Here is a 19,277-nt window from a genome sequence, read left to right on the forward strand (position 1 = left end):
AAAAAACCACCGAAAGGAGATCGACACAAATGAAATTCATTCAATTCCAGTCAGGGAATGAAGTAAACGCAGGAGTACTCGAAGGAAGCAGCATCAAACAAATCACGGGGGACATGTTTTCGGATTGGGAATATACAGGGCATGTTTACGAAATGGAACAGGTAAAGCTCCTCGCCCCGCTCGAGCCCAATCAGATCATCGGAATAGGCGCGAATTTTGCAGCGAAACCGGAAGATCTGCCAGATTCATTGCCGGATATTCCCGTATTTTTCTTCAAGCCGGTTTCATCGGTTGTCGGTCCGGAAGAAACAATCGTAATCCCGGAGAATATCGATTCTGTAAAATTCGAATCGGAATTGGCAGTCGTTATCGGGAAGGAAGCGAGGAATGTGCCTGAAGAGGAGATCCTTGATTACGTGTTCGGCTACACGGTCGGGAACGATGTCACCGCCCCGCAATTCTTCCATGAAGCCGGCCACTGGACGATCGGGAAGTCATTCGATACCTTCACGCCACTTGGACCGGTGCTCGAAACCGAGCTGGATCCATTCCGTGTGAATGTGGAAGCAAGGCTGAATGAAGAGGAAAAGCAGAACAGTCCGACCTCCTTGATGATCGTACCGATCCGGGAGATGATTTCCTATCTGACGAAGGTGATGACCTTGAAGCCGGGGGATGTCATTTTAACAGGAAGTCCTGTCGGTGCTGAAATGGTCGGGGCAGGGGACGTGATTGAATGTGAAATAAAGGAAATAGGGACGCTCAAAAATACATTTGCGGTTGCCGGGAAAAGCGTCGGGGTCTCGTAAGCGCTGAGGTCGATTGTGATATAATGGAAAGCAAGACGTTTGTCAGCAGAGGTGAAGGTTGTGGAAAGAGAAAACATGGTCAAATCGGTCAGCCGGGCACTGGATATCATCCAGCTCATCAGCTTGAAAAAAGGCGGCTTGGGCGTGACGGAAATCGCGAATCAGATCGACATCAATAAAAGCTCCGTTTACCGGATTTTATCAACACTTGTCCAGTATGGATTCATTGAACAGGATAAAATCACCGGGCGCTATAAGCTAGGATATAAGTTTCTCGAAATCAGCTCGAAGCTATTGGAATCGATCGATCTGCGCGAGGAAGCGAAGCCTTTCTTGCTGGAGTTGGAAGAGGAAACGAATGAAGTCATCCATCTCGTTGTGTTTGATCAGGGCGAAGTGGTGTATATTGAGAAGCTCGAAGGCAATGAAGTGCTCAGGATGCATTCGAAGGTCGGGAAGAGAGCGCCAATGCACTGTACTTCTGTCGGGAAAGCGATCCTCGCCCATCTGCCTGCGAATGATGTCATCGAAATACTGGATCGTAAAGGGATGCCGATGCATACCGATCAGACGATTACGGATAAAGATCGATTTTTGAAAGAATTGATTGCGGTGAAGCAGAAGGGCTATGCGCTTGATCTTGAGGAGAACGAGTACGGGATCACCTGTATCGCAGCCCCCATTTTTGATCATCTGGAGAAGGTCGTGGCCGCCGTCAGCATCTCGGGTCCGACGATGCGGATGTCTGGTCAGCGGATGGATGAATTGAAAGTTCGGATCCCCGAAATTGCTAAGCGGATCTCAGCGCGTCTAGGGCATGTTCATGCCAATCAAATCATGTGAAAAAGAAGCTCTATTTTTTCCTTTTTAGGAAAAGTAGAGCTTCTTTATTTAAATATTATAAATTTTCTAAAAAGTTGTTGAAACAGGACAGAATGTATGTATAATTTTAGATAGGATTTCGTAATGTACTATAACACCAGGTTTAAAGGGTTGTATGACAGCGTTGCTTAGTATGCGGTTTTTGAGAAACAGTGTTTGTTATTACAAAACTGAAAGGGGAAACGTTTCATGAGTACTGGTGTGTTGGCAATTCTCTCTCTTTTACCCATTCTGGCAGTCGGTATTTTCCTGGTAGGCCTCAGATGGCCGGCAAGTAAAGCAATGCCCATTTCCTACATAATTGCAGTCGGGCTTGCATTATTTGTATGGAAAGTACCGGGAGCCAATGTGGCTGCTGCGTCCGTAAATGGACTGGTTGTGGCAGGTACGCTTCTTTTTATCATCTTCGGGGCAATTCTATTATTGAACACGCTGCAGGAGAGCGGCGGAATCAAGACCATCCGTCAAGGTTTCACGGACATCTCGGCAGACAGACGGATTCAGGTGATCATCATCGCCTGGCTTTTCGGTTCATTCATTGAAGGGTCAGCCGGATTCGGGACGCCGGCAGCAGTGGCGGTGCCACTATTAGTCGGGCTTGGATTCCCTGCGATGGCCGCCGTTGTGGCAGGTATGGTGATCCAAAGTACACCGGTATCGTTCGGGGCAGTCGGTACGCCGATCCTGGTAGGTGTTCAGTCAGGCTTATCAGCCGATGCCGGCATCACCACCGATTTCCTGGCGTTTGTAACGGATATCGGAACGAAAGTGGCACTCCTCCATATGGTGACAGGTACACTTGTCCCGTTATTCGTGGTGGCGTTGATGACAAGGTTTTTCGGGAAAAATAAATCCTTCTCGGAAGGGATCAAAGTGTGGAAATTCGCTCTATTCGCAGCTTTTGCCATGACCATACCATACCTGATCGTCGCCAATGTACTCGGACCGGAATTCCCGTCCATGATCGGCGGCCTGGTCGGTCTTGCAATCGTGATCACAGCAGCGAAAAAAGGATTCCTGATGCCGCCGAAGGAAGAGGCATGGGATTTTGAAGAAAAGTCCAAATGGGATTCAGAGTGGAGCGGCAGGCTTGAAATCAAGGATATCGCGCATAAAAGCGGAAGCATGAGCATGGTGCGCGCATGGACCCCTTATATCCTGGTCGGCCTGTTCTTGGTATTGACAAGATTGAAATCGCTTCCATTCCTGGAGTGGATGCAATCATGGACCGTTACGTTCTCCAATATGTTCGGGACGGACATCAGCTCTAGCTTTCAGCCCCTGTATTTACCGGGCACAATTTTCATCGCCGTATCTGTGATTACATTCTTCATTCATGGAATGAATGGAAGCGCATACAAGCGGGCGTGGGCACAATCAGGGAAAACAATGATCGCAGCCTCGACGGCACTCGTCTTTACAGTCCCGATGGTTCAAGTGTTCCTGAACACCGGTGGCGGAGCGGCAGGCTTTGAAAAGATGCCGATCGAACTTGCGAACGGCGTCGCAGCGATTGCCGGTGACTACTGGCCGTTTTTCTCGACCTTCATCGGTGGAATCGGTGCATTCATCGCCGGAAGTAACACCGTCAGCAACATGATGTTCTCACTCTTCCAATATGATGTCGGTTCGCAAATGGGAGTAGACGCCAGCTGGATCGTCGCCTTGCAGGCAGTGGGCGGGGCAGCAGGGAACATGATCTGCGTCCATAACGTTGTTGCTGCCTCAGCTGTCGTGGGGCTCGTCGGAAAAGAAGGGGCAGTCATCCGAAAAACCTTGCTGCCATTTGCTTACTACGCACTATTTGCAGGTTCACTCGGGTATTCGATCGTCTGGTACTCACAGAAAGGAATCTTCAATCTCGGCACATTCATCGCCGCTTTGATCGCGATGGCAGCGATCTACGTCATCGCAACCAACAACAAGCGCACCAGCCTGCTCGTCACAAAGAACATCGGCGGGCCGAAAGTGAAACAGGGATAACACACGTAACTTATTACAACATAAATAAACCGATCAATCCACCGGCCGGGATGAGGGGCCGGTGGATTTTTTGCGGGACGGGGGGACAGGGGCATTGTCCCGCAGCCATTACCGTTTTCCGATACCGCGAAACACTCTCCCAATCCATGCAATTCAGCCACTCCAAGAAATCACTCCCGATGAGTAGCAGACTCCCCGTCCGATTAAAAGACTTATATTCAAATTTCGCATCCACTAAACTAGAAAAGAGGTTCCTGACGAAACATGAAAGGAAGAGATCTACTATGACAAAAACGTTTAAAATAGAAAAGCCAAAGATCCAATCTGATTTGCAGCCGGCTCAATTTGAGGATGTCTATTTTGATGAAGATCCCATGTTGAGCGATTGTGAGATCAAACATGCGTTTGTAGAAGGGGAAGAGCTTGACAAGCTTGTATTGTCGAGGGTCTCATTTAAAGGAGTGCGGCTTCTGAACTCGTCGTTTAGAAGAGCGGATGTCACCGATGCAGTGTTTGATAACTGCGACTTATCCAACACCCGGTTTGAAGAAGGCATCATACATAGAGTGCATTTCAAGGACTGCAAGCTGCTCGGGCTTGATTTGACACAGGCAAATTTGAAAAACGTCACGTTTGAGAATTGCATCCTGAACATCAGCAGTTTCATAGATGCGAAATTAAAGCAGGTGCTGTTTGAGAAATCGACTTTGCATACTGCCAATTTCTATGACTGCCGTTTAGAAAAAGCAACGTTTGACCAGTGTGATCTGAATGACATCGATTTTACCGTGACAAGCCTGAATGGAATCGATATCAGCTCGAGCTTCTTTGAGAGGATCCGTGTGGAAGCAGAAAATCTTAGAGGGTGCATCGTTTCGCCACAGCAGGCGGTTTCATTTGCTTCATTATTCGGGTTGAGAGTGAAGGAGTAGGCATACCGGCTGCACTATAAAAGAGACAAGGTACGTCACAAAGCGCAGGTTGAGGCGGGCATTATTAAAAAAGAAGGAAGCTCCGCGAAAACGGGAGCTTCCTTCTTTTAATGTGCCGTACCGCGATCAAAGTTGCTTCCGCTGACGTCCGCGATATTCTCGATGGCCACGAGTGCGTCTGGATCGATTTCGTTCACAATCGAGCGGAGGGTGGATAATTCGATACGGGTGACGATGGTGTAGATGATTTTCTTTGGCTCTTTCGAATATACGCCTTGACCTTGAATGTACGTCATTCCACGGCCAAGTTGTTTCGTAAGTTCCTCTGCGATTTCTTCAGGGACATTTGAAATGATCGTAACGGATTTCAATTCCTCGATTCCTTCAACGACGATGTCAATCATTTTGAACGCAATATAATAGGTAATGATTGAGTACATCGCGGTTTCCCAGCTGAACACAAGAAAGGCGGCAAGGATGAAGATGAATACGTTGATAATCATGATGAACTGACCGACAGAAACCGGGCGTTTCTTGCTCACGAGGATGGCGATGATCTCGCTCCCATCCAAAGCGCCCCCCGTACGGATCACAAGTCCGACCCCGGTACCCAGAATCACGGCGCCGATGACGGTGGCAAGGAATAAATCGTCCGTTACCGGTTCAAAGTGGTGCAGGTAAGCAGTGCCTGCGGATAATACAACAACTCCATACAGAGTGTGGCCGGTGAACTTCATGCCAATTTTCTTGTAGCCTATGTATAAGAAAGGGAGGTTCAGGAGGATAAGGAAGATACTCATTGTCATTCCGGTCAATTCCGCTGCGATGATCGAAAGCCCGATCACGCCGCCATCAAGAATGTTATTCGGTACTAGGAAAAATTCCAGACCAGCCGCAGCGATCATCGCCCCGATGGTGATCATGATGATCTGCTTCACTTCATTGAAAACACGTTTCTTCTTTGTTAGCGCCAACTTTATCAAGCCTCTTTCTTTGCAGTGATACTTCACATTATATCATTTTCTAAGTGAAAAAGTGAGCAAACACAGTCACGCCCCCTTACTATTAAATGGCCGTCCTCGCTGCATAATCGCGTAAAGGACAGACCATCACCTCGCATGTTAAAATGATTTCATAAAAGGTTTTAATGAAGGAGGGAATCAATATGTTTCATTTGGTAAATGAAGTGAGAGAGAAGAATCCGCTTGTACATAATATTACGAATGTCGTGGTGACGAATTTCACGGCAAACGGGCTGCTTGCAATCGGCGCATCCCCTGTGATGGCGTATGCCATGGAAGAGGTCGCGGATATGGCAAGGATCGCGGGTGCGCTTGTGCTAAATATCGGGACTTTGTCGTCTGACGAGGTGGAGGCAATGATCATCGCGGGTAAAGCTGCAAATGAACAAGGCGTACCAGTTGTACTTGACCCGGTGGGAGCGGGGGCAACAGTGTTCCGCACGGAAATGTCCAGGAAAATCCTGAAGGAAGTGAAGGTGTCAATAATTAGAGGTAACGCTGCAGAGGTGGCCAATGTCGCAGGTGAGAAATGGGCGATCAAAGGTGTGGACGCCGGGACGGGCACCGGCAGCACGACCGAACTAGCTGAGAAAGTGGCGAAACAGTTCGGCTGCACGGTGGTGATCACGGGTGAAATGGACGTCATCACCAATGGGAAGATGACACAGTCAGTTGAGAATGGACATCCGCTGTTAACGAAGGTCACGGGTACGGGCTGTCTGTTATCATCAGTCATTGGTGCGTTTGCGGCGATAGAAAAAGATACGGTGAGGGCAGCGGTAACAGCGGTTTCCTCATATGGGATCGCCGCTGAGAAAGCAGCGGAAACCACTGCGGACATGGGACCGGGCAGTTTCCAAATCGCCTTCCTCGATCAGCTTTCCAAGATTGGTAAAGAAGATGAAGCATTTGCTAAAATAAAGATCATCAAAGAGTAAAGGCGGGGATGAATATGACAGTAAACAAAGCACTCACGATTGCCGGATCTGACAGCGGCGGCGGCGCCGGCATCCAGGCGGATCTCAAGACGTTCCAGGAACTTGGCGCATACGGGATGTCGGCAATCACGGCAGTGACTGCACAAAACACATTGGGTGTCCATGGTGTATACCCTGTGAGCATTGAAGGCATCGTCAAACAAATCGATGCAATCGGAGAGGATTTAGGGACGGATGCATTGAAGACTGGCATGCTTTTTTCCAGTGACGTGATCGAAGCAGTGAGTGAACGCATTCATCATTACGGCTGGCTAAACGTCGTCGTTGATCCCGTCATGATCGCAAAGGGCGGTGCGAAGCTTTTGCAAGATGAAGCGGTTCGGGCGATGAAAGAAAAACTGATTCCGCTGACGGCCGTCATTACACCCAATATACCGGAGGCGGAAGTGCTGACGGATATGAAAATTGAATCAATGGACGACCGCAGGGAATCCTCCAGGATCCTGGTGGAAATGGGGGCGAAATCCGTCGTCATCAAGGGCGGACATGCCGATGACGGGGAGGTGATCGACCTTTTCTACGATGGGGCAAGCTTTGAAGAGCTCATTTCCCCGCGAATCGACACACCTCATACCCACGGGACCGGCTGCACCTTTTCGGCAGCAATTACGGCACAACTTGCAAACGGACTATCGATGAAAGCTGCAGTCGTGACGGCCAAAGAGTTTATCCGGGCTGCAATCGAAGACGAGCTTGGAATCGGCGGCGGACACGGTCCGACCAATCATTGGGCTTATAACAAACGGGGTGAAAAGAAGTGACAACGTTTCAACCGCATGAAATCGAGGAACTTCTACAGTTATATTTCATCATGGGAAGCACGAACTGCAACACCGACCCGGTGTATGTTCTCGAGCAGGCAATTGAAGGAGGGATCACCCTCTTTCAATATCGGGAAAAAGGTGCCGGCTCTCTGGAAGGACTGGAAAAAGTGAGGCTTGCCGAAAAGTTGTACAAAGTCTGCAAGGATGCCGGCATCCCGTTCATCGTCAACGATGACGTCGATTTGGCTGTCGAATTGGATGCGGACGGCGTCCATGTCGGCCAGGAGGATGCAGGTGCCAATTTTGTCCGTGAAAAAACAGGTAATAAGATCTTGGGGGTGTCGACCCATACCATTGAAGAAGCAGAGAAGGCAATCGAAGACGGAGCGGATTACCTTGGTCTCGGCCCAATCTATCCGACCATCTCCAAAGACGATGCGCGTGCAGTCAGCGGACTGACGATCATCGAAAACTTCCGGAAAAACGGCATTACCATCCCGATCGTCGGAATCGGCGGCATCACCGCATCCAACGCAAGGGACGTCATCCAGGCAGGCGCAAACGGCGTCTCCCTCATCTCAGCCATCGCAGCTGCCGCCGATGTCAAGAAGGCATCGGAAGAATTGAAGAGAGCGGTCTTGTAAAAAATGGGGACTGTCCCGAGGTACGTTAGCGTACTGAAGGACAGTCCCCATTTTTACTCAATGACACTGTCTAAAAAAGACCGGATCCGCTGATAGGCGTCCATTTCATTATCCTTTTTCGAGAAGCCATGCCCTTCGTCGTCAAAGAGAAGGTATTCAACGTACACACCCTTTTCTTTCAAGGTCCCTACGATTCTCCCGGATTCTTCCGTTTTCACCCGGGGGTCGTTTTTTCCGTGCAGTACGAACATGGGCTTACTCATATCGTCCACATACGTCATGGGCGAGTCCCTGACCAGTTTGTCACGGTCCTTTTCAGGATTCCCGACCATCTGATCCATGAGGGTCCTCCAACTTGCAGGAACATTTTCCAAGAAGGTCAGAAGATTCGAGATTCCGAAAATATCGACGATCGCACAAAAATACTCCGAATGCCTGCCACCGAGCAGCAGGCTCATATATCCGCCGTAGCTGCCGCCCATCGCAACAATCTTCCCTTTTCGGGCATGGCCTTCTTCAATCAGCCAATCCATACCGGCCACACAATCAAACCTTGGCCCATTCCCCCAATTCTGTTCGACCATCCGCTGAAATGAAGCGCCGTACCCGGTACTCCCCCTGAAGTTAGGGGAGAAAATCGAGTATCCGCTTTGAACCAGATATTGAAATAATGGCCTGTACTTCAAGCGTTCTGCCTGCTGTGGACCGCCGTGCGGCCAAAGTATCGTGCATCCATTCGCTTTATCTTCAGCCGGCTTGAATAGTAAAGCTTCTATCGATAGTCCGTCAAAGGAAGGGTAACGGACGACTTCAGGTTTGATCATACTGTCATCGCTTATGCCAAGTACTTTATTGTTGGTCAGCTTCGTCCATATGCCATTTGGTTCTCTTTTGAAGATCGTATCGATTTGGTGTGCCGATATACCTAATGAAAACAGAGTTCCATCGCCGGTCAACTCGATTTTGGTGATCAGATCACAGGGTAAGTCAATGATATCCACATTTTCTGAAGTAATGTCATATTGGTAGAGGTGATCCCTGACGCCTTGTTCGGAACAAATAAATATACAGCCGTTGTGAACCTTGATCGCTTTCATTTCTTGATTTTTTATTTTTAATAGAGGCTGAAATTCATAAGTTGAAAGGTTGAAAGATGCTAAATAAGAGAATTCTTCTTCGTAGTTTGTCACGAAGTAAACCGTGTCGTTGTCGATAAATCGAACATCTTTAATGACATGAGGCACAGTCGGATCAGGGACCACCGCCACTTTATCACCGGCTGATTGATAGAATCCGGCGGCATGGGTGTTGGTGTAGGTCTCGGTGAAAATGTATGCCGAACCATCGGGTGAAACGGCTGCAACGACAATCGGGGCATTTTCGCCTTTCTGAATAAGTGTAGTTTGATTCGACTTCAAATCCGTTCTATAGATATTCAGCAAAGGATTTTCATGATTGGATGAATGGTACATGTCCAACTGCTTTGTAAAACAAGCGTGGTAACAGGTCGATTTCTGCTCCTTTTCATTGAAGGGAAGGGGCTTGCCTCCTGAAAGCGGCAGATAATGCAGCTGGAAATTCTCATCTCCATCGTTTTCAAATGTAGCCACAACGGTGCGGTTCTCCCCATCGATGTGAATGAGGCTGCTGTTCTGATTGACAGCAGTCAGCGGATAAGGAAACGTATTGGGTAAATCCATCGCCCAAAGATTATATTTTCCATTTATATTCGTACTGAAGACCAATTTCTCTCCATCTTCACTCACATTGAATGTACTGATCTCCACTGTGTGGAAATATTGTTCAATTTCTGGCACCGGCATTTGGATAGGACATTCCTCCTCATAAAATTACAAACTATAACCATATTATTCCATCATTGGATGTTCCATTCAATGTTTATCTACTTGAGGTCTGAAAATAACGACCGACAATGATGGTCAGTCCCACAGTAGATTAAGGGTTTCCATATGCTGGGGCAGGGCTGTGATTTTCAACCCCGAAATGAACCTGTTCCCATCTCTAAAAAAGGTTGCATTCCCACTCCACTTTTAATAAAGTATTAAGTTAGACAGTATGTATCGAGGAGGACCTGGAATTGCCTACTACCAATGAAGAAATGGTTGTAACTATACATGGATTAGATAAGAAAGGTTCAGGACAAGCCGAGGTTTGGCGTGAGAATGAACTTGGAAATCCGAAGAAATTAAGATTGATTGTCCCGCAGACGCTCCCGGGGGAAAAGGTGCGCGTGACGGTCGATCATCCTGAGAAGAAAAGACGGAAAGCGATGCCTGACGAAATCATGGAGGCCCATCCTGAACGGACGGACGCTCCGTGCCCGCACTTTGAACGCTGCGGCGGCTGCGTGTGGCAGCATTGGACCTACGAAGGCCAGCTGAAGGAAAAGACGAAACATGTGATGAATGCGATTGAAGCTCAAGGCTTCGACCCGGCTCTTGTCCGTGATACGATCGGGATGGACGAGCCTTGGCAGTACCGTAATAAAATGGAGTTCACATTTGCTCCTGACGGCTCAATGGGACTTCATGAGCAGGGGAATTTCCGTAAAGTGATCTCACTTGAAACATGCCTGATTGCCAGTGAGCAAATGGTGGAAGCGGCAATGGAAGTGGCTGACTGGGTAAAGGAGCACGGTCTCGAAGGCTATAACAAAGATACCCATGAAGGTCTGCTCCGCCATTTGATGGTGCGCCAATCATTTGCAACAGGCGAGTTGATGCTTGCCGTGTTCTCGACGAAAGGTCCAGGAGGTGAACTTCAATCTGCAGTGGACGACCTGAAAGCCCGTGTGGAGAAAAAGTTTCCGCATGTAAAAAGTTTCCTTTGGATGGAAAATACAGATTGGGCGGACCGCACACAAGCTGAGAAAATACATCTGCTTGCCGGCCGTGATTACATCAACGACGAAATGGATGGATACCGTTTCCGCCTTTGGTTCGATACATTCTTCCAGACGAATCCGGTACAGGCGCAGAAACTCGTTGATTTGGCCGTCGAAATGAGCCAGCCGAAGAAGACGGAAAAAATGATCGACCTCTTCTGCGGAGTCGGTACATTCTCCCTTCCGTTCGCGAGCAGAGTAGGAGAACTTGCCGGCATTGAAATCGTTGAAAGTTCGATCGAGTCCGCCAAGCGAAATGCAGAGGATAACGGCATCACGAACACGTACTTCCTTGCAAAAGATGCACGCAAAGGAATCGACCAGGTGCTGGAAAGCTTCGGTCACCCTGAATTATTGATGCTCGACCCGCCGCGCTCAGGCGCAGGCGGTAAAGTCATGAGAAGAATCGGCCGTTCCCAGCCTGAACGGATCGTGTATGTCTCATGCAATCCGGATACGTTCGCGGAGGATATCAAAGAACTTGAACCATTCGGCTATACGCTCGATGCCGTTCAACCTGTAGATCTTTTCCCGCATACAGTTCACGTCGAATGTGTCGCTACGTTGACATGGAATAAATAATAGAAAGGCCCGTTTCTGACTGTGCTAACGCATTTATGTAGTCTGGGACGGGCCTTCGTTTATTACTATAATGCAAATAGTATACATTGGTTTAATGGGTAGTAAGTCGCCTGCAAGGCAAAGTCAGCTTCCATGGAAAATATTCTTGATTTAAGTGCTGACACAGGTTTATAGTTTAATTAAACACTGGTCAATAAAAAGGATGAGGAATGAAATGTCACCAAGAAAAGCAGTAGCACAGGAACTCACACAAGATATGGTGATGATGGCGGCGCGTGAGCTATTCCGGGAAAAAGGGTATCAGCAGGTTTCAATGAGGCAGATTGCATCCGCCCTCGGATACAGCCATGGCTCGCTATATTACCATTTTAAAAACAAAGCTGAATTATTTTACGCCATGATCGAAACGGATTTTAAGCTTTTGGATCAGTGGCTTGATGACGTGATGAAAAGGGAAATGGATGACAAAGGAAAATTGAGTGAAGTTCTGCTTGCATTCATACGCTTCGGGCTGACTCACAAAAGCCAGTATGAAATGATGTTCCTCCTTGCTGATGAAGAGGTCAAAAGTTATGTGAACAAGGGACCGAATGAGTCGTATGAAAAATTCGCGCAATCACTTGTCGAACTTAGCAAGAGAGAGATCACCATTCAGCAGACCTGGTCGATTTTTTTGTCTCTGCATGGTTTTGTCAGTCATTATTGTCGTTGTGATGAAACGTTTGAAGAAGTGAAAAGCCTGGCTCATTCCCACGTAAATTTTATCCTGAAATCTACAGGATAAAATTTTTTGGGGTTGTTTGACCAGTGGTTAATTAAAAGGAGGTTCAATATGAAAAAGGCAATGGTAGTCGGGGCTTCTGGAGGAATGGGGTACGCGCTTGTTACGGAGCTGGTCAACCGGGGAATTGAAGTAGTGGCATTTGCACGTGGGAAAGAGAAGTTAATCGGATTATTTGGTGAAGTCGATCTCGTTACAGTCCGTACCGGGGACGCAGAAGTGAAAGACCAGCTGATTGATGCAGGGAAAGGCTGCGATGTCATATTCCATGCTATGAACCTTCCTTATCAGGATTGGAAGGAAAAATTAGCCGTCATCACAGGTAATGTGATCTTGGCAGCTCAAAAAAATGGAGCAAGCCTTGCAGTGGTTGACAATATCTATTCTTATGGAAGAAGCGGAGGTAACAGGCTGACCGAAGATACAGTGAAGCATCCTCATACGCGAAAGGGGAAGCTGCGATTGGAAATGGAGCAAATGATCATGCAATCCGCTGTTCCGGCGTTTATCTGTCATTTTCCGGACTTCTATGGTCCTAATGCCACCAACACCTATATCCATTTCACATTGGAACAAATTCTGAATAAGAGGAAGGCGGGATTCGTCGGACCCAGGAATGTTCAGCGTGAGTTCATGTATACTAAGGACGGGGCAAAAAACATGGTGGAGCTGGCATGCAGCACGGAAGCTTATGGGCATAGGTGGAATGTTCCTGCCGTTGCCCCGATAACAGGACATGAATTGGAGAAACTTCTAAAGAATCATCTTGGTTCTGAGAAACAACTCTATTACATCTCAAAGCCGATGTTCGCCATCTTCGCCCTTTTCGCTGGAAAAAAGATGCGTGAAGCACTTGAGATGCAATATATAAACTCGGAACCTACCATTCTATCAGGAGAAAAACTGGAAAGGTTCATGGGTGAAGTGAAGGGGACTCCATATGAACAGGGGATAGAGGAAACCATTGCATTCATGAAAAGATAGAAAATAGTATAGTGACACAGGGGACTTATTCCAAACCGTTTGCCCTAATTTCCTGCAGGGAAATTTCATCATAAATAAGCTCATCTAGTTTTGGATAAGCCCCTGACCTTAAATGTATTCACCAGCAAACAACCTAATCATTCAATCCCTTCCCATCAAGGATATGCTGAACATACTTTTCAATCCTTGATACGCGGGTCTTGGATTGTTTCGCTTTTGAAAAATAGAGAATGTATGCTCTTTGTCGTCCCGGCGTTAATGCTTCAAAAGCCGCTTTAAAATGGGAGGAATCATCGAATTTAGTTTGAAGTTCTTCGGGGATCGTGTAATCCGCATTCTTTTTGAATTCCACTTCCAGACCGGCTTTTTCAATCTCGATGGCTTCTTGGATGTATGCTTTCAAGATGGTTTCCATTTCAACAATTTCCCCGGCATTGGTGAATCGGATCTGACGTGCGGACTGTACGTTTTCAGTCTGTTGAATCAGAATCCCATGGGAATCCTTCAACAGGGCACCTTTGTGAAATAGAAGTGCACAATAATCTTTAAATCCATGGATTAACACGATATTTTTATGCCCAAGAGTATAACAAGGGTGCATCCACTTAAACTCTTCATTCAGATCACAGTCGAGAACAATCCTTCTCAACGTTTCATATTCAACTTTCCATTTTTGGGTTTTACCTAAAAAGGCATCAACCTCAGGATTTGTTTTACTTTTTGTCATCAACGTACACCCCTCATCGCTTTTCGTACATTTTACCACTTCTTGAACAAGTAACCTACTTGTGCATTTTTCAACAATAGAAACATTGAAGGAATCTCACGCCTTCAAGTCGAATAATACATACATAGATCTTAAAGGGGGCGGTTTCCATGAAAAATCATTCAAAAACGATTAATCATAGTAGAAGTAAACAAACCAAAAGGAGAGATTTTATTGAAGCAGGCATTGCTCGTCATTGATGCACAACAGGAACTGATTGAAGGAAACGCCAACGAAAAGCCGGTGGTTCACAAGGAAAAACTGATTGAAACGATCAATCGCGTCATCGGAAAAGCAATTGAAGCGGATGCGAGACTCATTTTCGTACGAGACCGGGATGTGGCCGGGGGAGAGGGTGACGGATTCCAGGTGCATAGCGGAATCAAAGTACCGGAACATGCTGTCACCTTTGATAAATCGGCGACGAATTCGTTTTACGGCACGGGGCTGCTCGACTTGTTAAAAGAGGAAAAGATTGGCCACGTGGTGATGATGGGATGTCAAACAGAGCATTGCATCGATACAGCCGTCCGGTATGCAACTGTCAGCGGACTTGACGTGACACTGGTGGCGGATGGCCATTCGACGAAAGATTCGCCTGCATTGCCGGGGGAACAGATCATCCAGCATCATAATCATGCGCTTAATGGTCATTACAATGTTGATCATTTTTCAGACGTGAGACCATCTGAAGAAGACGTTTTTCAGCCTAAACATGATGAATACAGAAAGAAATATGGAATGTAAATAATAGCGAGAGCTCATTCTAATCAGTAATTATGCTGGTAGGATGGGCTTTTTATTATGAAGTTTTGGATTGGAGGAACCTTGCTTAGGTATTAAGAGCAATACTCATAGATTCATAACCTGGATTCGAGGATTAGTGGTGTCCCAGACCACACGAACGAATTAACCCATTCCGGGGCGGGATGGAATATCGGAGGTAACTGTTCCTGGTTTAATTGTGTGATTTTTCAAATAACTAATTGACCTCATTTAAAAGCCAGGTCTATACTGAAACTACTTGACGTAACCGTAGTAAAAAAACAGGTAGTGAGAGAAAGAAGAGTGGATCAATATGGAGTATGATGCAATCGTTGTGGGTGCAGGAATTGCAGGACTTACTGCAACGGCAGAAACGGCTGACGCCGGCAAAAAAGTGCTTCTGCTCGATCAAGAGCCAGAAGCTTCACTGGGCGGACAGGCCTGGTGGTCATTCGGCGGGTTGTTTCTGGTGAATTCCCGAGAGCAGAGAAGACTGGGGATTAAGGATTCAAAAGAATTGGCATGGCAGGATTGGCTCGGGACAGCGGGTTTTGATAGAGAGGAAGATGAAGATTATTGGGCAAGGAAATGGGCAGAAGCATATGTCGACTTTGCATCAGGTGAGAAACGCGCCTGGCTGCATGCAATGGGCATCCGATTTTTTCCTGTTGTAGGCTGGGCGGAAAGGGGCGGACATCTTGCGGATGGTCATGGAAATTCGGTACCGCGATTCCATATTGTGTGGGGCACTGGACCAGGAATTGTCGAGCCATTTGAAAGGCGGATCCGTGAACATATGAAGAACGGGCTCGTCACCTACCTTCCCCGGCACCGGGTGGACCATCTCACCTGTCAGAACGGCACCGTGACAGGAGTGGCCGGTTCGGTCCTAGTCCCGAGTCCGGCCCCCAGGGGAGAAGACAGCAGCAGGGACGTGATTGGAACCTTTGAGTATTCTGCACAAGCCGTGCTGGTGTCGAGCGGAGGGATTGGGGCAAACCATGACCTAATCAGGAAAAATTGGCCGGATAGACTTGGTAACCCCCCTGAAAAGATGATTTCGGGCGTACCTGCCCATGTGGATGGGCGAATGCTTGGCATTACCGAAGAAGCGGGAGGCAGGCTCGTCAATCGCGACCGGATGTGGCATTACACTGAAGGCATACACAATTGGAACCCGGTGTGGAGTAATCACGGCATCAGGATTTTGCCTGGTCCATCATCCATTTGGCTCGATGCACGCGGGAAGAGATTCCAAGCACCGAACTTTCCAGGTTTTGATACATTGGGAACACTCGAAGCGATTAAGAAAACAGGCTTTGATTATTCCTGGTTTATACTGACTCAAAAAATCATTGAAAAGGAATTCGCTCTTTCAGGCTCCGAACAAAATCCCGACCTCACCGGAAAAAGCATCCGCAAAGTTCTGAAAAGGGCACTCCCGGGGGCATCAGGACCGGTACAGGCGTTCATGGATAAAGGAGAAGACTTCATCATTTCACATCATCTGGATGATCTCGTCAATCGTATGAACAAGTTGACGGGGCAAAGTTTACTTGATTATACAAAGATTAAAAGTCAAATTGAAGCAAGGGACCGCGAGATAGACCATCCATTTACAAAAGATCTTCAAATCACTGCTATTCGTGGAGCACGTCATTACATTGGCGATAAATTGATCCGGGTCGCTCCGCCCCATAAGATCCTAGATCCAAAAAATGGACCTCTCATTGCCGTCCGGTTAAACATTGTCAGCCGAAAAACATTGGGCGGACTGCAGACGGATCTTGCCGGCCGGGTTCTGAATGCTTCCGGTGACGCCATTCCAGGATTGTACGCAGCAGGTGAAGCAGCCGGGTTCGGCGGAGGGGGTCTCCATGGCTACCGTGCCCTTGAAGGAACATTCGTCGGCGGATGCCTGTTCAGCAGCCGTGCTGCCGGAAGGGCGATAGGCAGGAATGTGATGTGAATCTTGAGCTTTCTCCGGTTCCACCCCATCTGGTAAAGAGTGTAGAAAATGAAATCTTTTGATTCTAAAATTACGGGTTCGGAATTTTAATACAAAAACTAAATGACTGCTTCTTTTTGTTGATATATATAGGGGGTAAGAAATATACGATAATTTCCCCTGAATTTCGAACCCCTTTTAACATGGTGTCATAAGTTTTGTCAGCATGAAAATTCACATACCAATTGGTGTGCTGCGAATGATATTTATCTAGAAGGGGTGTTGATTTTTAAAGGCAGATAAATGAATCAGACATTTTTTCATCCTTCATTGTGAGTAACCTCTGATTATTTATATAAGGGGAGTTTTTCCCGTTATCCTTCAGAATAGGGCCAGGTTCGGGGGATATAAGGGGAGATTTTCTCGTTAAGGCAAAGTAGAATGGTCCATTTTCATGCTTTTGGAGTAAATAGGGGGAATTTTTCCCTCTATTTACTCTATTTTTCGTGCTATTTCCTCAATAAGAGGAGTTTCTCCCCTTATTTTAGTAGCTTATTTTCAGGATATTCTTGTAGATTTGGAAACCGCTAACCTTATTTGATCAATTCAACTCTTCAAGAAATGCTTTCTTAAAAATATCCAGGAGATATTCCAGCGTGATTGGATCACTATACGTAATCGCTTTTGTATCTAATTCTATGACTCTATTGTTTTTAACCGCAGGGATGTTCTTCCACGTCTGCGTTTCCAAGAATGAACCGTCGCCTTCCTGGTTTTTACTGAGGACGATATAGTCACCCGCAAATTCTGGAAGCACCTCAGTGCTCAATGCATAATAGCCGGGGCCTAATGCGTTTTCTTTCACCTTTTCAGGCATTTCCAGTTTCATTGTTTGATATATTAATTCGGTTCCTCTTGCCCAGTTGTTCCCGAATACATAGGCAGATTTTGTATCATATTCAAAGACAGATACAGTGGCATCTTCCCCGATTTTTTCTTTGATCTCTTTCCCTGCTTCTTCAGCGCGAGTTGTGAAATCCTCGACCCAATCCTTTGCTTCCTGTTCTTTATTAAGGAGCTTGCCGATTTCGATCTGCTGTTCCAGGTAATCTAATTTTCCCCACGTGTATGCGACGGTAGGGGCGATTTCACTCATCTTATCAATATTTTTGGAGTGAGATCCGACGATGATCAGATCTGGCTCCAACTCAACGATTTTCTCAATGTTTTCTTCGGATACCACTTCAATTCCTTCAAGCTTCTCTTGAAACAGGGGATTTGTATTCGTCCATTGATCCACGCCGATAATTTTACCATCTAAAGCAAGTACATTAGGAGCGTTCGAAAGTGCAACAATACGGGTTGGATTGGCAGGTACCTCAACGGGTCCTGTCTCTGATTGATATGTAATCGTTTCCGGGGCAGACTTCTTACTGTCATTTGCATTCCCTTGTTCGGTCTTGGCTGTCTCACTGCTGCCACAGCCATGAAGAATGAACAGTGCCATGAGCAGGAAGGGGATAAGTATTTTTTTCAATTTGTTTTCCTACTTTCTAATTAATATTGATAATCATTCTCAATTTCATTCTAAATATACTAATAATGATTCTCATTGTCAATAAAAATTGTCAATGCTACTAAAGATTGGATTATTTCGATTTTTTTCTCAACATATGAATGGGTCAATCAAAAAGGGTTCGAGCCTTTTTTGTAGAAATTATTATGATGAAGATGGAAATGAGAGTGGTTTTGTCAGTAAAGGATCTTTTTTTAAAAGGATGATGGTCATGAAAAAAGCAGTGAAAGTGGCCTCCTAAGATAATGATAAATTATAGTAGGGGGCGTCAAATATGAATTTTATTAAAATTGATCGTGACACTTGGGGTCGAAAAGAATACTTTGAACACTTTTTGAAGCAGCAAACAACATTCAGTATCACAACCGAAATTAATATCACGATTCTTATGAAGAACTTAAAGAAAAAGAATTATAAGTTATATCCTGCATTTATTTTTATGGTGACGAAAGCAGTTAATTCCCAGAGAGAATTCAGGACTGATTTTAACTCGGAAGGCAGTTTGGGTTATTGGACAGAGATTTGCCCTTGTTACACCATTTTTGATGAGAAGACACACACATTTTCCGGTATCTGGACACCAATTTCAGCTGACTTTTCTGAGTTTCATGCTCACTATGAAAGGGATGTAGAAACATACAACGGTACGGGTAGTTTATTTCCAAAAACACCTATACCAGATAATCACATTCCGATATCCATGATTCCGTGGAGTTCATTTACAGCATTTAATCTAGCGATTAATAATGGTGGAGATTTTCTACTTCCGATCATCACTGGAGGGAAATATACTGAAGTGAATGATGAAGTATTACTGCCCCTCTCTTTGCAAATTCATCATGCTGTTTGTGACGGTTATCATGCAAGCGTGTTTATGAATGACTTACAACGAATGGCTGATGAAAGTGCAGACTGGATTTAGCAGGTCAGGAAGGT

The 19,277-nt window shown here is 46.3% G+C and carries 17 protein-coding genes; 13 read left to right on the forward strand and 4 right to left on the reverse strand.

Features of this window, described 5'->3' with window-relative positions; translation table 11 throughout:
• Positions 1-29 precede the first annotated feature (29 nt).
• From V6B33_RS02715 to V6B33_RS02730, 4 genes are all read left to right on the forward strand, one after another.
• The gene (locus tag V6B33_RS02715) at positions 30-809 is read left to right on the forward strand and encodes a fumarylacetoacetate hydrolase family protein (protein ID WP_334216192.1); all 780 of its coding nucleotides are present in this window, start codon (positions 30-32) and stop codon (positions 807-809) included.
• Positions 810-869: 60 nt separating this feature from the next.
• Positions 870-1,652, forward strand: a complete 783-nt coding sequence (locus tag V6B33_RS02720; protein ID WP_334216193.1) for an IclR family transcriptional regulator — start codon at positions 870-872, stop codon at positions 1,650-1,652.
• 228 nt (positions 1,653-1,880) lie between these two features.
• Positions 1,881-3,674 (forward strand): L-lactate permease, encoded by a 1,794-nt coding sequence (locus V6B33_RS02725; RefSeq protein WP_334216194.1) that lies wholly within the window; start codon positions 1,881-1,883, stop codon positions 3,672-3,674.
• A 284-nt stretch (positions 3,675-3,958) separates the two neighbouring features.
• Positions 3,959-4,606, forward strand: a complete 648-nt coding sequence (locus V6B33_RS02730) for a pentapeptide repeat-containing protein (RefSeq protein ID WP_334216195.1) — start codon at positions 3,959-3,961, stop codon at positions 4,604-4,606.
• 107 nt (positions 4,607-4,713) lie between these two features.
• Here the strand turns inward: V6B33_RS02730 and V6B33_RS02735 are convergent, their stop codons facing one another.
• Positions 4,714-5,580, reverse strand: coding sequence for a YitT family protein (locus V6B33_RS02735; protein ID WP_334216196.1), 867 nt, complete (start codon positions 5,578-5,580; stop codon positions 4,714-4,716).
• 173 nt (positions 5,581-5,753) lie between these two features.
• On the opposite strand from V6B33_RS02735, the gene thiM reads away from it, so the two are divergent.
• Genes thiM through thiE form a run of 3 tightly spaced genes read left to right on the forward strand, consistent with a single transcriptional unit; the run spans position 5,754 to position 8,034 of the window.
• Positions 5,754-6,566 carry a hydroxyethylthiazole kinase gene (thiM, locus tag V6B33_RS02740; RefSeq protein ID WP_442915441.1) on the forward strand — a complete coding sequence of 271 codons (813 nt, stop codon included), beginning with the start codon at positions 5,754-5,756 and terminating at the stop codon, positions 6,564-6,566.
• 14 nt (positions 6,567-6,580) lie between these two features.
• Entirely contained in the window at positions 6,581-7,387 is an 807-nt protein-coding gene (gene thiD, locus V6B33_RS02745) for a bifunctional hydroxymethylpyrimidine kinase/phosphomethylpyrimidine kinase (RefSeq protein WP_334216198.1), read from the forward strand.
• Complete coding sequence (thiE, locus tag V6B33_RS02750) at positions 7,384-8,034, forward strand: thiamine phosphate synthase (protein ID WP_334216199.1); 651 nt, start codon at positions 7,384-7,386, stop codon at positions 8,032-8,034. Before thiD ends, thiE begins: the two co-directional genes overlap by 4 nt.
• A gap of 53 nt (positions 8,035-8,087) precedes the next feature.
• Here thiE and V6B33_RS02755 read toward each other — a convergent pair whose 3' ends face one another.
• Positions 8,088-9,857 carry a S9 family peptidase gene (locus V6B33_RS02755; RefSeq protein ID WP_334216200.1) on the reverse strand — a complete coding sequence of 590 codons (1,770 nt, stop codon included), beginning with the start codon at positions 9,855-9,857 and terminating at the stop codon, positions 8,088-8,090.
• 296 nt (positions 9,858-10,153) lie between these two features.
• Between V6B33_RS02755 and rlmD the strand changes: the two genes are divergently transcribed.
• The 3 genes from rlmD (at position 10,154) to V6B33_RS02770 (ending at position 13,286) form a co-directional block, all read left to right on the forward strand.
• The gene (rlmD, locus tag V6B33_RS02760) at positions 10,154-11,521 is read left to right on the forward strand and encodes a 23S rRNA (uracil(1939)-C(5))-methyltransferase RlmD (protein WP_334216420.1); all 1,368 of its coding nucleotides are present in this window, start codon (positions 10,154-10,156) and stop codon (positions 11,519-11,521) included.
• A 214-nt stretch (positions 11,522-11,735) separates the two neighbouring features.
• Positions 11,736-12,305, forward strand: a complete 570-nt coding sequence (locus tag V6B33_RS02765) for a TetR/AcrR family transcriptional regulator (protein WP_334216201.1) — start codon at positions 11,736-11,738, stop codon at positions 12,303-12,305.
• Between the two features lie 48 nt (positions 12,306-12,353).
• Complete coding sequence (locus V6B33_RS02770) at positions 12,354-13,286, forward strand: NAD(P)H-binding protein (RefSeq protein ID WP_334216202.1); 933 nt, start codon at positions 12,354-12,356, stop codon at positions 13,284-13,286.
• A gap of 133 nt (positions 13,287-13,419) precedes the next feature.
• Here V6B33_RS02770 and V6B33_RS02775 read toward each other — a convergent pair whose 3' ends face one another.
• Complete coding sequence (locus tag V6B33_RS02775; protein ID WP_334216203.1) at positions 13,420-14,013, reverse strand: YdeI/OmpD-associated family protein; 594 nt, start codon at positions 14,011-14,013, stop codon at positions 13,420-13,422.
• A gap of 213 nt (positions 14,014-14,226) precedes the next feature.
• On the opposite strand from V6B33_RS02775, the gene V6B33_RS02780 reads away from it, so the two are divergent.
• On the forward strand, positions 14,227-14,799 hold the full coding sequence (locus V6B33_RS02780; protein ID WP_334216204.1) for a cysteine hydrolase family protein: 573 nt from the start codon (positions 14,227-14,229) through the stop codon (positions 14,797-14,799).
• 331 nt (positions 14,800-15,130) lie between these two features.
• Positions 15,131-16,786: an FAD-binding dehydrogenase gene (locus V6B33_RS02785; RefSeq protein WP_334216205.1), complete on the forward strand. Its 1,656-nt coding sequence runs from the start codon at positions 15,131-15,133 to the stop codon at positions 16,784-16,786.
• Positions 16,787-17,366: 580 nt separating this feature from the next.
• Here V6B33_RS02785 and V6B33_RS02790 read toward each other — a convergent pair.
• A complete protein-coding gene (locus tag V6B33_RS02790; protein WP_334216206.1) occupies positions 17,367-18,302 on the reverse strand; it encodes an iron-hydroxamate ABC transporter substrate-binding protein in 936 nt (311 codons plus the stop codon).
• A gap of 313 nt (positions 18,303-18,615) precedes the next feature.
• Between V6B33_RS02790 and catA the strand changes: the two genes are divergently transcribed.
• Positions 18,616-19,263, forward strand: coding sequence for a type A chloramphenicol O-acetyltransferase (catA, locus tag V6B33_RS02795; protein WP_334216207.1), 648 nt, complete (start codon positions 18,616-18,618; stop codon positions 19,261-19,263).
• The last annotated feature ends 14 nt before the right edge of the window (positions 19,264-19,277 follow it).

The sequence above is a fragment of the Mangrovibacillus sp. Mu-81 genome (genome assembly GCF_036867415.1).
Lineage (GTDB): Bacteria > Bacillota > Bacilli > Bacillales > Bacillaceae_B > Rossellomorea.

Excerpts from the sequence above, each read along its gene's own strand:
- V6B33_RS02730 (WP_334216195.1), top strand. The coding sequence starts at position 3,959 with ATGACAAAAACGTTTAAAATAGAAAAGCCAAAGATCCAATCTGATTTG.
- V6B33_RS02755 (WP_334216200.1), bottom strand. The coding sequence starts at position 9,857 with ATGCCGGTGCCAGAAATTGAACAATATTTCCACACAGTGGAGATCAGT.
- thiM (WP_442915441.1), top strand. The coding sequence starts at position 5,754 with ATGAAGGAGGGAATCAATATGTTTCATTTGGTAAATGAAGTGAGAGAG.
- V6B33_RS02775 (WP_334216203.1), bottom strand. The coding sequence starts at position 14,013 with ATGACAAAAAGTAAAACAAATCCTGAGGTTGATGCCTTTTTAGGTAAA.
- catA (WP_334216207.1), top strand. The coding sequence starts at position 18,616 with ATGAATTTTATTAAAATTGATCGTGACACTTGGGGTCGAAAAGAATAC.
- V6B33_RS02715 (WP_334216192.1), top strand. The coding sequence starts at position 30 with ATGAAATTCATTCAATTCCAGTCAGGGAATGAAGTAAACGCAGGAGTA.
- rlmD (WP_334216420.1), top strand. The coding sequence starts at position 10,154 with ATGGTTGTAACTATACATGGATTAGATAAGAAAGGTTCAGGACAAGCC.
- V6B33_RS02785 (WP_334216205.1), top strand. The coding sequence starts at position 15,131 with ATGGAGTATGATGCAATCGTTGTGGGTGCAGGAATTGCAGGACTTACT.
- V6B33_RS02725 (WP_334216194.1), top strand. The coding sequence starts at position 1,881 with ATGAGTACTGGTGTGTTGGCAATTCTCTCTCTTTTACCCATTCTGGCA.
- thiD (WP_334216198.1), top strand. The coding sequence starts at position 6,581 with ATGACAGTAAACAAAGCACTCACGATTGCCGGATCTGACAGCGGCGGC.
- V6B33_RS02770 (WP_334216202.1), top strand. The coding sequence starts at position 12,354 with ATGAAAAAGGCAATGGTAGTCGGGGCTTCTGGAGGAATGGGGTACGCG.
- V6B33_RS02765 (WP_334216201.1), top strand. The coding sequence starts at position 11,736 with ATGTCACCAAGAAAAGCAGTAGCACAGGAACTCACACAAGATATGGTG.